This window comes from Streptomyces sp. NPDC020801, assembly GCF_044334385.1.
GTDB lineage: Bacteria > Actinomycetota > Actinomycetes > Streptomycetales > Streptomycetaceae > Streptomyces.
Window position 1 is genome coordinate 36,002 of record NZ_JBIRST010000001.1, and the last position, 11,986, is coordinate 47,987.

An 11,986-nucleotide genomic window follows, 5' to 3' on the forward strand; every position below is an offset into this window, starting at 1 on the left:
ACTTCGGCACTGAAATCTTCGATGGGTGACTTGAGGCACGGTCGACGCTCGGAACGCCTAAGGAGCCGACGGCTCGCCCGAACCCCTGGCATCGACGGCGCCACAGTGGAAGCACAAGGCGACGTCGTGGCTCTTGTCTGCTGCCGTGCTCGCGGGCGTCACCACGTCAGCCGTGCCACACGTCGAGCAGTTCAGAGCCCCGAAGGGGTCGTCCTCCAGGACATACGCCATGTAGTCGACAGCAGCGTCGGCAGGGGAGTCATACGATCGCAGGCAGAACCGGCAGGTAACCGGGCTTTCGCCCACCACCAGCGCCCACTGCCAACAGACATGGCAGATGACGGTACGCTTGACGACCGCCTTGAGCTCGCCGGTTAGCTCCTGCATCCGGTTCTTCACCAGTGCTTGGATGTCCTGCAGTTGGAACCTCACTGCGCGCATCGTCTCCGCCACCATCTCGGCTTCGCTCGACAGCACCGGGTGCAGCTGCCTTGGAACGAAGTCGACGAGGAAACTCAGAACTCGGGCGGCTCGCGCCTCCACAGCGAAGGCGTTCGACGTGTGCCCGTAGTGGGTCAGGGCATTCCTTGTCTCCCCCAGGTCCTTGATGGCCTTGCGTTCCTTCTCCGTGATCGGTACCCCAACGATGCCGACGAGACGATCCAAAGCAGCGGTCATGGTGCAACTGTCGAACTTGCCCTGCTCGTAGGCCCCACGAGTGGCACTCCCGGGGTCCTTGAAGACCAGGCTCCAGTGCTCACGCCCGAGCCGGGCCTTGAGGAGCACCTCGGTGGCTGCCTGCAGATGCAGGACCCCGTACTTCAGGTAACGGTCACTAACCCAGTGGCGCGGCCACGGGTGCAGTCCCCGGGTAGCCTCCGGCCACAAGTCGGCGGCTTCTTCGGGCACCTTCAGGTTGCCTGTCAGGTACAGCACCGCGCTGCTGAGGTAGTCCATGCCGTTGCGTACCAGGGTGAATTCCAGGTCGGGACGCGAAGGCGGCTCAAGGGACTCGATGAGTTGCAAGGTCTCCCCCTCAGGGTGCTGTTGGGCGCCGCAGAAGAGGACGTTCCACTGTCTGCGTCCACGATGCTCCGTCGTCTGGGCGCTCTAGTGAAACCTTCGCTGCGGCAGTGAAGAACCTACTGAAGTCTTTCGTGCGCTACTGAAGCTTTCGGTGCGGTCCGACAGCCGGGCAGTCCGTCCGAATGCGTCCCCCCGATACCAGTACCTAGCGTCTATAGAGCCCAGTCCCGGACGCGCGCGAGCTCCGCCGCCCGCTTCGCCATCCCCAATTTCCATGGTGTCCGCTCCACTTCAGCAATCTCCCGCCACAGTGCCGCCGTGGCCAAGCTGAACGCCGCGAGTGCCTCGGCCTTTGCGTCCCGCCAGGACGGAAACCGACTAGCGAAGGCGAGTGCCTCGTCCACGGAGTGCCCGGCGTCCATAAGCTGGAGAAGAAGGGCGCATGGGTCGATCCAGGCCGCCCCTTGGGTCGGCCAGGCCCAGTCGATGATTCGCGCACGGTCATCGGTGATCAGGACGTTGTCCGGGGCGAAATCGGTGTGCAGGAGGGCGTTGCCCTCGAAGTAATGCAGGGAGCCCGGTGGTGCGTAGTCCGCCCACCGGTCGACGGCGTCCTTGAGACCGATGCCTGGGGGCGCTGTGACGTCCTGCAGCTCGACAAGCGCGGCTTCCACGAGCGGCAGGTCGGGTGAGCCTGGTGTGTAGTCGGCGTGGCGGCCGTCGATCACCTCGTAGCCGAGCAAGTACCAGCCGCCGAACTCCAGGTGCCAGTACAGGCGCGGACAGGATGCCGGCAAGTACGGGGCGACGGCTGCCTCGCGGCGTTGGGCAGCGACCTGGGGATGGTCGGACGGGATGCCCTTCACGAAGACCCTGCCCCCGTTCGTCTCCAGGACGGAGGCGATGCCGGAGTTCATGCCGCCCTGCGCGGTGGCCGCCCGGTGGACGGCGCCGGTCTTGTCGGCGATGGCCTGGCGGATGCCAGCGGGGAGCTGCTCGAAGGGGATGCGGGACATGGACACGCGCGGTTCCTCAGGGGGTGCTCGGGTACGGGGGAGTGCCGCCCCGGCCAGCGTACGGCCGGGACGGCACTCAAGGGGTGGAACAGGAGGGCGGTACGGGCGCCACCCGTGGTGGATCTAGTAGGGCTGGTCGTCACCGGCCGAGCAGCTGCACTCGGCGCCCTCGGCGGCCTCGTCCAGGTCGGCGACGATCTGGAACTCGTCGTCCTTGATCAACGCGGTGGTCAGCGGAACCGGCAGAACACCGGTCGGGCCGTCCGCCGGGCGGCGGCCGATGGTGAGCAGCACCGGCTCGCTGGGCGGAGTCATGATCCGTAACCTCCATGCTGGCAGTAGAGCTCTCGTCGGTCCCCCGCCTCCTGGTAGAGCCTGGCCAGCGGCCGGCACGTGCGGCACGCGCCGACCTTCGTGCAGCCAGAGCATCCACCGGTGCGGAGCTGTAGGGACTCGGCGACCGCGCCGAGTCGAGGGAGGGCTTCGGCGCCCTCGGTGATGAGGTTCACGCTCGGGTCGCGGCCGACCTTGCAGATCGACGCGATGCCGTGCGGGTTGACGTGGAAGAACGTGTGGCCGGCGTTGCAGCCGGTGAAGACGCTCCGGGCCTTGAGATGCCCCAGTGCCTGCGTCGCCAGGGGGTTCGCCTCGCCGTCGATGGTGGGCGACATGTTCGTGAAGACCTGATGCGGGAAGCCGTACGACTTCGCGAGGCACACCATCGCGTCTGTCTCGTGCGCGTTGCCGTCTGAGACGATCACGTTCAGGCGGACCGGCAGCCTGTCCTCGCGAGCGGCGTCCAGGCCCATCAGGAACCGGCCGAACGCCCCGCGGTTCCGTGTCACCTTGTCGTACGTCTCGGCTGTGGCTCCGTAGACGCTCAGGGTTAGTCGGTACGGCCGGTGGCGGGCGAACAGGTCCCGGATCGGCTGCTTCCGCAGCGAGGAGCCGTTGGACGAGACCTGGACCATCATCCCGAGCTGGTGGGCGTACTCGTATGCCGCCCCGAACTCGCGGTCGATCAGCGCCTCACCGCCTGTGATCTGCAACCACAGGACACCGGCGTCCCCCAGCGTCTGGAGTAGCGCCTGCTTACCCGCCCAGTCCAGGCCCTCGAACCGCTTCTCCCCGAGGTAGCAGAACTCGCAGTCGTAGTCACAGCCGAGGTTGATCTCCCACGACGCCTTGCCGTACCCGTACCGGGACCGCTTGCGGACGAGGACGACGTCGCTGACTGGCGACGAGGGCAGTTCGGTCCCCCACGCCTCCCTCGCCGCGTCGGCCAGCCAGTCTGGGACAGATCGTCCTTCCGCCCCCGCATCCCGCAGTTCCTCGTAGCGGACCTCCGGGATGCGCACGCCAGCCGCCAGGCCGGGCTGGACAAGGAGGTACTGGGCGAGAAACGGGCTGGCCACGAGCCGCGGAGCTGTTTTGGTCCCCCGCCTCTCGCCGCTGGTGTTCGTCTCGGTCATGGAACCTCCACTGGTTGGGTATGAGCGGTCGGTCGGGGCTGGTAGTGGGCGGCGATCAGGTTGGCCGGCAGCTCAGCCGGTGGAACCCCTCGCCAAGCGCGGGTCAGGGGTGTGATCCGTGCGTGTCGAGGCGGTCACGTCGATCGCGAAGCCTTACGAGGCGGACACGAGCACGATCAGCAGTGGTCCGGCGTAGCGGGCCCCTTGTGTGACCTGGGCGGTGAGACGGCCGTTTACGGCTTCCACCAGGCCCTCCACGGGCGGGTGATGATCTCCCGGTACGTATGGTGCGAGGGATTGCGGCCACCGTGCGTGAACACCCAGCTCTGCGGGTCGGCGAAGCCGGTGCTGGGCGGCGAGGTCTTGCCACAGACCGCGCACTGCATCGCGTACGTGGTGGGCTCTGCGTCGGGTTCCCGGTCGGGCTGGAGGGTCCACTCCTGGTGGCGCATGATCGTGCGGCTGGTCATCGAACCGTCTCCAGAGCTGTGGCGACGTAGGGATGCTGGAGAGCAGCGCGGAGGGCCTCCGTGTCCGTGAGGGTGTCGTCGTCAGGCAGCTCGCACCACCCGCCGAACCAGTCGTCGAGCAGCTCAAGGCCGGGTGCGACGAGCCAGGAGTTGGTGGAGAGGTGCCGTACTGGCAGATCGGCCCAGCTGGTTGCGGTGCCGGTCGGGACGGCGTAGTAGAGACGCCCGTTGGGCCTGTCGTAGAGCACGGGGCCGACGGAAGTACCAGTGCAGCGCAGGTAGGCCAGGGCCAGGAGGCCGATCTCGGCGGAGGTGCGCACGACGTCCCAGCCGTCGCCGACCTTCAGCAGCCGCAGCCCCGGCACGTCGTTCACCATGGGAGCTCTTCGCAACGCATCGCGCACGGACATCATGCATCCCCCTGCGGCCAGAAGCTGTGGCTCGCGCCGAGCGAAGAAGTGGATTCCGCGGTCGGCGTGACCTGGCGGACCACGATCAGACGAGCGCCTGCATTTGTTATCTGCCGCTTGCGCTCGGTGCCGAGGCCCTTCGGGCCGAGGTGGCTGAGAGCCGGAACCACGGCACCGTAGGCATCGGGGAGTTCGAGCGCATCGAGGAGACCGACAAAGGCCGGGGACCGGATGATCACCGTGGAGTCGCGTTCGGTGAAGACACCGCACAGGGCCAGTTCGTGCCGTTCGCAGTACTCGGTGAGGCAGTCGACGAGCGCCGCGTGGCGGGGCGACCCGCCGGTGACGTGGCGTAGGTAGCCGAAGACCTGGGGGAAGGCGACGGGGCGGCGTTCGGTGATGAGGTCGTCGTCCATGCCCATAGCGTCAGCCGTCGTGAACGGCCTCGAAATGACCTGATGTTGTACTTCCGTTGCACTTCCCACCCCAGGTCGTCACCGACAGTGCTTCCATACGTGACGGAGGGAGGTCATCCGTGGTCAGCGTGCAGCAATGGACAGGTCGGGAGGCGGGCGCCCTGCGCGCCGCGTTGCGTATGAGCACGCGCGCTTTCGCCGAGCACCTCGGTGTCGCGCTGCGCACGGTTGCGAAGTGGGAGAGCCTCGGCGCGGAGACACAGCCCCGACCGGACACCCAGGCCATCCTCGACACCGCACTCGCACGGGCGGATTCCGCCGCCCAGTCCCGCTTCGAGGCAATGCTGTTCCCTGAGCAGAAGAGCGCGCGGCCAGCGGACTACGAGACCTGGACCGAGGACATCGAGCGCGCTGTTGTCTGCATCAGCCGTCAGGACTTCCCGTTCGCCTCAACCCTGTTGAACCGCTGGTTGGGCAGCCGTGCGCCCCAGCAGCTGGACGACAAGGGTCTCTATTTGTACGGCCGTTCCCTCGCGCTCCTGGGCGACCTCCAGCGCGATCAGGGCGCGATCCTCGGCCCACTCTCCGCCCGCCACTCCTACCTGACCGCCCGCGGCATGTTCACCGAGCTCGACATCCCACGCCGGGTGGCTCAGATCGAGCTGTCCCTGGCCGTCGTTCAGGAGATGTCGGGCGAGTTGGAATCCTCCGCTCGCCACTACGAACTCCTCGCCGGGGACCAGCGCCTGAGCCCGCGTGACCGTGCCAGGGCGCGGCTGTGGGTGGGTACGGCGCTGAGCAAGGAGGGCGACAACGAGTACGCCACCAACGCGATGACGGCCGCCACTCGTGCCTTCGAGGACCTGGGCGAGCCGGAGGACTGGTCGGTCGCCCACCAGAAGCTGGCCCTGGCCCATCGCGGTGCCGGCGACCTGAAGCAGGCACTGCACTACATCGACATCGCGCGCACCACCGGCACGGTCGACTCCCCGATGCAGCGGGTGAGGCTGGACACCGCTTACGGGCACATCCTTCTGTCGGATGCGGCGACCCGGAATGATGGGCGGTCCGTCCTCGATCAGGCGGCACAGGTGGCCCGGCAGTACGGGCTGAGCCACCAGCTGCGCAGTATTGAGGGCATCCGAAAGGGCCAGCAAGGATGAGCCAGGGAGTGCCAGTGCCGGAGCACCAGCAGCGCCAGATCACCGACGAGCAGTTCCACGACGCGACGCTGATCTGGAATTACCACCAGATGGGCCACGAGCTGCGGCCCTGCTCGGCGGCGATCGGCCTGGGCAGCCACGACCTCGGGGTCGCGACTACTGCGGTCGACCTTTATCGCGCTGGCCTTTTCCCGGTCGTGGTCTTCAGCGGCGGCAACAGCCCCACCACCCGCGCTCGCTTCCCTCGCGGCGAGGCCGTCCACTACCGCGAGCACGCGCTGAGCCTGGGGGTGCCGGACGAGGCGATCATCGTGGAGTCGAAGGCCGCAAACACCGGCCAGAACATCACCTTCTCCCGCGAGCTGCTGGCCGAGGCCGGGGTGGAAGTGCAGTCGCTGCTGCTGATCTCCAAGCCGTACATGGAGCGCCGCTCGTATGCGACCTGCCGCAAGCTGTGGCCCGAGGCTGAGGTCGTGTGCGCCTCCGAGCCGCTGGAGTTGGACGACTACATCAAGTCCATCGGCGACGAGAAGCTCGTCGTCGACATGCTCGTCGGTGACCTGCAACGGGTGATCGAGTACCCGAAGCTCGGCTTTGCCGTCGAGCAGGACGTACCGGGGGATGTGTATGACGCTTACGAGCGCCTCCTGGGCGCCGGCTTCGACAGCCGCCTCATCAGCACCTGAGCCGCCCCGCGCCGATGCGTCGGACGGGCTGTGCGCGATCCACCAACCGAACCTGTTTCCCCGGCTGTCCACGCTGGCCAAGCTGTTCTCCGCCGACCTGTGGATCGTCCTGGACGACGTGCAGTTCGCCCGGCGCGACTACCAGCACCGCGCCCGTCTCGCCGCACTGGACGATCCATCCCGACAGCAGTGGCTCACGCTCCCGACGCACCTTCCCCACGGGCGCCAGACGCTGATCAGCCAGGCACGGCTCGTTGATCCGCGTCGCTCGCGCCGGACGGTCCAGCTTCTCGTCCGCCAGTACTACGGCCGCAGCCCATACTGGGGCGCTGTGTCCGAGGTACTGGACGCGCTCGACGAGTCGGACCGTGTGGCCGACCTGGCGAGGACATCGACGATCGCCCTGCTCAGCGCTCTCGGTTGGTCGGGGAAGGTGCGGGACAGCAGCGAGATCCCAACCCGGCAAGGCCGCTCCGAGCGCCTCGCCGACCTGGCGGCAGCCACCGGCAGCACCCACTATCTGTGCGGCACCGGTGGTCTGCGTTACCTCGACGGTGCTCCTTTCGACGCCCACGGCATTCCTGTGCTGCCCTTCCACACCCCTGTGGACAACCCGCTCTGGCGGTGGGCACGTCGATCCAGCAGTCTGTGGGCTCTGAGCAAGATCGGGCCCGATGCGCTGGCCAATCAGCTGGCCGCCCAACGAGAAGCCCACCATCCTGGAGCCCACGCGTGACCGAGCCCACCACCAAGGAACCGGCCAAGAGGCCCTTCCTGTACGTCGTGGTCTGCGCGGCCGGGGTCGCCGCCGACGTCGGCAAGCTGATCACCGCAGCACAGGAACGACACTGGGACGTCGGCGTCATTGCCACCCCACAAGGACTCGGCTTCCTCGACGCGGAGGCGGTCGAGGCGCAGACCGGCCGCCCCATCCGCTCGGCATGGCGGTCACCAGGTGAACCGCGCCCGACTCGGCCCGCGGATGCGATCGCGGTCGCCCCGGCCAGCTTCAACACCGTCAACAAGTGGGCCGCCGGGATCTCCGACAATCTCGCCCTGGGCGTCCTGTGCGAAGCACCCGCCATGGACATCCCGGTCGCCGTGCTGCCGTACCTGAACTCAGCCCAGGCCGCCCACCCCGCGTACCGCCAGAGTCTGGAACGGCTACGCGAGATGGGCGTCCTGATCGGCTCGTACGAACCGCACCGGCCGAAGGCCGGCGGCGGGGCCGACCGCTACCGCTGGGAGGAAGCCCTGGAGCTGCTCGCGCCCAGGCTGTCCGCCCCGGCCTGATCAGCGCCGCTGTGTCGGTGACCCCTGCGGTGGCCGAGCAATGGCTGCCCCGGGGTGGACCGGCGCGCTGCGCCGTTGCACGGCACTGTGGGCCCTGGCTGCCTGGGCCCAAGGACCGGGAACGTGGCGCTCGCCGAGGCGGCGGATACGCCAGGTCAGCGCGCGGGCGGGACTGCGGGCGTCGTCCAGGGCGCGTTGGTGCAGCGCTTGGCCGAGGACGGTGGCTGCGTTGTGTCCTGCTGCCTCTGCCTCGGCGAGCACGGTGGCGAGTGCGTCCCAAGCGGGGTCGTTGAGGATGCGCTCAACGTGCTCCGGAACCACATCCTGAAGGTGGTGGGCGAAGCGGCGCTTGGTCTGCGGGCCGGGTGCCCGGCTGGCGAGGCCGACCAGGACGGGCTCGGCGGTCTGCGCGTACGCGGTCTGCAGGTGGAGGAGGGCCTGTTCGGCTGCCGTCTCCTGCTGGGCGTGCTGGCGGGTGCGGTGCCAGTGCAGCGCGAAGGCGACCGCGGTGAGTGCGGCGTTCAGGAGCATGGTGAGCCCGGTGCCGTCACTGTCCTGTGGCCTCTCGCGCCAGATGGTCTGGATGCTGCGGCGCAGGGCGCGGGTGCTGTCGAGGTCGGCGGCGATGCGGGAGCGGGTGGCGCGCTCGAAGGCAGCGGCGGCTTGTTCGAGTTCGGCCCGCGCTGCGGTCGGTGCCATGACGGGCAGCAGGTCCAGCGTCGCGCCGAGCGCGACGAGTTGGCCCTGGGCCGTCTGCTCGTCGTCTTTCGTGAGGTGGTGGGAGATGCGTTCGGTGGCGGCGGTGGCCTGGTGCCATGGGTTGCCAGGCTGGATGGTGGCTAGCTCGGGGCTGGTGGTGGCGAGGCGTTCGCGGATCTTTGGCAGGGAGAGGTCAGGGGCGAGGGTGGAGCCCGCGAACCACACCGGGTCGCCTTCCTCGTTCACGTTGCCGGGCAGGGCGAAGTTGCAGCCGAGCGCGTCGCCGGAGGGAGCGAGCTTGAGGCGCACGTCCACGCCGGTCACCTCCAGCAGCGAGAAGAACTCGGCCTCGTCGGCCGCGGCGGCGACCGCGCGGCGCACCCGCATACGGAGGACCTCGCGGGCGGTGCTGTCCTGGCCCAGACGCTTGGCCTTGAAGTGCTCCTTGCTGGTGGGACGCTTGGCGGCGGTGCCGTCGCCGGCCTTCAGCCGCCGGAGCCCATAGTCGATTTCGATCTGGCGGGCCTCCTTCTGCACGGCGCGCATGTCGTGGTCGCGCTGGGGGCGGCGACCGTCCTGCCGTACGAGGGTGGCGGCGATGTGGATGTGGTCGTCGGCGTGGCGGACGGCTACCCAGCGGCAGGCTTCCTCGTCCCCGTCGGGGGCGATGCCGGCGGAGGCCACGATCCGGCGGGCGATCGCGGCCCACTGGGCGTCGGTGAGGATCGGGTCCTCGGGGGCGGCCCGGACGGGGCAGTGCCAGAAGGTGGTCTCCGGTGCGCGGTCACCGAGCATTTGGACAGGCTGGTCGAGTTGCGCGGCGAGCTGCTTCTCCACCTCTCGGGGGTCGCGGTGGGGGCTGCGGCCGGGGTCGGGGGCGAAGCCGTTCCAGGACGCCACCAGGTGCGGATCAACGTGCTCGTTCGCGTCACCCTTGCCGTACAGGTAGTGGATCAGGCCGCGCGTGGTGCCCTGACCGAGGATGATCTTGGGTATCAATGGCTCACCGCCCCTCCATGACCTGGGCGATAGCGGCGTCCAGCTCGGCGACGGATACCTCGACGCGGTCCAGGAGTCGCTGGACGGTCTCGGGGTGGGGCCAGGCGCCGTCCTGGTGGAGGTGCCAGGTGAGCTGGTTGAGGTTGCTGCCGACCTTGCCGAGCTGCCCGTTGGCGGCCATGAGCGCCTTCACCGCAGCGCGGTAGTCGGCCACTGCCGCAGTGGGGTCGTCGGCGCGGGCGGCGGCGAGCGAGCACTCGGCGACGTAGCCGCCTGCTGCCATGCGGCTCAGGGCCGCGGCTTTCTGGACGAGTTCGAACTCGTCGTTGTTGTAGCGGGGATGGACACGGTGCTCGCGCAGCTTCTTGTCACGCAGGCGGCGACGCTGCACGGAGGTCTGCGGCGCGCTCGGCGACGGCTCGATGGCCCCTCCCTCGGTCGGCTCCCCCGGGCCGACCGGTTCCGGTGCCGTCTCGGCGCCGGATGCCTCCGCCTCCCCTGGGGCGGGGGCCGGGTAAGGACTCCTTATCCGACAACTTGCTGCGCTGTTTGGGGCTGAGGCGGTGTGCGTCTGCTGTTGAGCTGTGGGGAGTTCGTGGTGCTGTTCGTGCATGGTGATGCTCCGGCGGTGAGGGGGCGGGGGCTGTGTCACGTGCGTCGCATGCGTCCCATGCCTGGTCAGGACAGGTACGGACACTCGGGCAGGTACGGAGAAGTCCGTCCCGGTGAGGACATCCGTCCCCGCGCTGACCTGCGCGGGGACGGATGCGACGCAGTGATACGGACCCAGGGGGAGGCGGGTCAGCGGGCGCGTTTGGTGCTGGCGGGGCCGCCGGGCGGGCCGATGGGCAGCTGGCCCGCCGGGGCGGCAGGCGGCTTGCCCTGGGCCGGGTGCGTGGGGGCGGGCGCCGTCTCGGTGAGGTCGGGGCAGTGTCGGGCCCAGCTGTCGAGGAACCGGTTGCGGGTGTACCCCTTGGCCTGCCTGCCCTTGTCGAAGCGGTAGTTGGCCGGGCGGATGTCGAAGTCCCGGAGCATTCTGCCCAGGTGGTAGGCGTTGAGCCCGTTGGTGCCGTGCTCTGCCCAGGGGGCGTCGGGGTCCTGGAGCAGGGCGGTGACCAGATCCAGGCTGGACAGGACCTCTGGGTTGCCGTGTGTCTCGAAGACGCGGTGGATGTCGCGCAGCAGCCGCGTCTTGAGGTTGGTCTGCTCGTCTTGGACGGCCTCGAAGCGGGTCATCGCCACGCAGGCCGCACGCGCAATGGCGGGCCATTGGCCGCCGGCCAAGTCGGCGATGATGACCAGCGGTTCCCAGGTGTCCGCTGCCCGGTCCTCCACCGGCATGGTCGGTGCCATGCGGCCGGCCGTGCCGCGCAGCGGTCCCAGCCAGGCGGCCAGCTTGTCCCGCAGCGCGTTCAGCTCGGGGGTGGCGTAGCGCGAGCGGAAGGGGGTCACCTTCTCGCCCGGCTTGCGCTTTTGCATGCGGAGCACGACCGCCCGGTCCGTGATCGTGTCGGGGAGGTCGCCGATCGAGGCCAGTGCGGCCATGGCGAAGGTCGGATACGGGGTCGGCTTGTGTTCCGGACCGGAGATGCGCCAGGCGGGCCGGTTGCGCTGGTGTCCGGCGTTCAGCAGGCCGCGCAGTTCCTCGTTCTCGCCGGCCTTGCTGAAGATGGTGTCGGCCTCGTCCACCAGGATCGTGCGCGGGTTCTTGCCGATGACGCGGAAGAGCACCGCCGTGGACATGTTCACCGTCATGATCGGCTGGTGGACGGTCTCGTGGAGCACGTCCAGCACCCGGGACTTGCCGCAGCCCTTCGTCGGGCCGACGACCGCCAGGCGCGGCGCGTGCTGCAGAGCGGTCTGGAGGTGCGTGGCCGCCACCCAGAGGGTGACCGCTGTCAGCGCCTCGTCACTGGGCAGTACGACGTACTTGCCGATCGCCGCCCGCAACTCATCCAGCAGTTCCGCACCCTCACCGGAACCCCATTCCGCAGAGTCTCCCGGTCCCCGAGGGGGCCGGGAGCCGGTCCCGTGATCCGGTCCCCGTGTGTCGACGGGGCCGGTCCCCTCCTGCTGGGCGGTTCCCGCCGCGGGGTTGTCGGCCCCCAGCGACTGGCGGGGACCGTGATCGCGGTCCCCTGGTGCAACTGCAGCCTCTTGGGGACCGGTCCCCGTTTTGGCGCCGCTGACCTGCAGGTTTGCGCCGGATGTCGATACGGGGACCGGGATGTGCGGGGACCGAGCAGCGGGGACGTCGCGGGGACGGTCCCCAACAGCGGCGTCAGCAGGCGGCTGGGGACGGTCCCCGTGTGCTTCCGCATCCGCAGAGGGCTCGA

At 68.9% G+C, this 11,986-nt stretch carries 14 protein-coding genes; 4 read left to right on the top strand and 10 right to left on the bottom strand.

Annotated elements, in window-relative coordinates; translation table 11 throughout:
* Positions 1–57: 57 nt before the first annotated feature.
* The 7 genes from ACH4UM_RS00150 to ACH4UM_RS00180 form a co-directional block, all read right to left on the bottom strand.
* Positions 58–1,026 carry a hypothetical protein gene (locus tag ACH4UM_RS00150; RefSeq protein WP_388125461.1) on the bottom strand — a complete coding sequence of 323 codons (969 nt, stop codon included), beginning with the start codon at positions 1,024–1,026 and terminating at the stop codon, positions 58–60.
* 212 nt (positions 1,027–1,238) lie between these two features.
* A complete protein-coding gene (locus tag ACH4UM_RS00155) occupies positions 1,239–2,042 on the bottom strand; it encodes a phosphotransferase family protein (RefSeq protein WP_388125549.1) in 804 nt (267 codons plus the stop codon).
* Positions 2,043–2,165: 123 nt separating this feature from the next.
* The gene (locus ACH4UM_RS00160) at positions 2,166–2,357 is read right to left on the bottom strand and encodes a hypothetical protein (protein WP_398171925.1); all 192 of its coding nucleotides are present in this window, start codon (positions 2,355–2,357) and stop codon (positions 2,166–2,168) included.
* Entirely contained in the window at positions 2,354–3,514 is a 1,161-nt protein-coding gene (locus tag ACH4UM_RS00165) for a radical SAM protein (RefSeq protein ID WP_388125456.1), read from the bottom strand. Before ACH4UM_RS00165 ends, ACH4UM_RS00160 begins: the two co-directional genes overlap by 4 nt.
* A 233-nt stretch (positions 3,515–3,747) precedes the next feature.
* On the bottom strand, positions 3,748–3,984 hold the full coding sequence (locus ACH4UM_RS00170) for a hypothetical protein (RefSeq protein ID WP_398171927.1): 237 nt from the start codon (positions 3,982–3,984) through the stop codon (positions 3,748–3,750).
* Positions 3,981–4,361 (bottom strand): hypothetical protein, encoded by a 381-nt coding sequence (locus ACH4UM_RS00175; RefSeq protein WP_388125451.1) that lies wholly within the window; start codon positions 4,359–4,361, stop codon positions 3,981–3,983. Before ACH4UM_RS00175 ends, ACH4UM_RS00170 begins: the two co-directional genes overlap by 4 nt.
* 32 nt (positions 4,362–4,393) lie before the next feature.
* A complete protein-coding gene (locus tag ACH4UM_RS00180; RefSeq protein ID WP_388125448.1) occupies positions 4,394–4,810 on the bottom strand; it encodes a hypothetical protein in 417 nt (138 codons plus the stop codon).
* A 119-nt stretch (positions 4,811–4,929) separates the two neighbouring features.
* Here ACH4UM_RS00180 and ACH4UM_RS00185 point away from each other — a divergent pair, with 119 nt between their 5' ends.
* The 4 genes from ACH4UM_RS00185 to ACH4UM_RS00200 are packed head-to-tail and all read left to right on the top strand — an operon-like array spanning position 4,930 to position 7,952.
* A complete protein-coding gene (locus ACH4UM_RS00185) occupies positions 4,930–5,973 on the top strand; it encodes a helix-turn-helix domain-containing protein (protein WP_388125445.1) in 1,044 nt (347 codons plus the stop codon).
* A complete protein-coding gene (locus tag ACH4UM_RS00190) occupies positions 5,970–6,659 on the top strand; it encodes a YdcF family protein (RefSeq protein ID WP_306500884.1) in 690 nt (229 codons plus the stop codon). Before ACH4UM_RS00185 ends, ACH4UM_RS00190 begins: the two co-directional genes overlap by 4 nt.
* The gene (locus tag ACH4UM_RS00195) at positions 6,601–7,395 is read left to right on the top strand and encodes a WbqC family protein (protein ID WP_388125441.1); all 795 of its coding nucleotides are present in this window, start codon (positions 6,601–6,603) and stop codon (positions 7,393–7,395) included. Before ACH4UM_RS00190 ends, ACH4UM_RS00195 begins: the two co-directional genes overlap by 59 nt.
* On the top strand, positions 7,392–7,952 hold the full coding sequence (locus tag ACH4UM_RS00200) for a flavoprotein (protein WP_388125438.1): 561 nt from the start codon (positions 7,392–7,394) through the stop codon (positions 7,950–7,952). The genes ACH4UM_RS00195 and ACH4UM_RS00200 overlap by 4 nt, the downstream gene beginning before the upstream one ends.
* Here ACH4UM_RS00200 and ACH4UM_RS00205 read toward each other — a convergent pair whose 3' ends face one another.
* The 3 genes from ACH4UM_RS00205 to ACH4UM_RS00215 all read right to left on the bottom strand — a co-directional run bounded on the left by ACH4UM_RS00205 (position 7,953) and on the right by ACH4UM_RS00215 (position 11,600).
* Positions 7,953–9,650: a relaxase/mobilization nuclease domain-containing protein gene (locus ACH4UM_RS00205; RefSeq protein WP_388125435.1), complete on the bottom strand. Its 1,698-nt coding sequence runs from the start codon at positions 9,648–9,650 to the stop codon at positions 7,953–7,955.
* Between the two features lie 4 nt (positions 9,651–9,654).
* Positions 9,655–10,041 carry a plasmid mobilization protein gene (locus ACH4UM_RS00210; protein WP_388125432.1) on the bottom strand — a complete coding sequence of 129 codons (387 nt, stop codon included), beginning with the start codon at positions 10,039–10,041 and terminating at the stop codon, positions 9,655–9,657.
* A 410-nt stretch (positions 10,042–10,451) separates the two neighbouring features.
* Positions 10,452–11,600, bottom strand: a complete 1,149-nt coding sequence (locus ACH4UM_RS00215) for a DUF3631 domain-containing protein (RefSeq protein WP_398171929.1) — start codon at positions 11,598–11,600, stop codon at positions 10,452–10,454.
* Between the last annotated feature and the right edge of the window lie 386 nt (positions 11,601–11,986).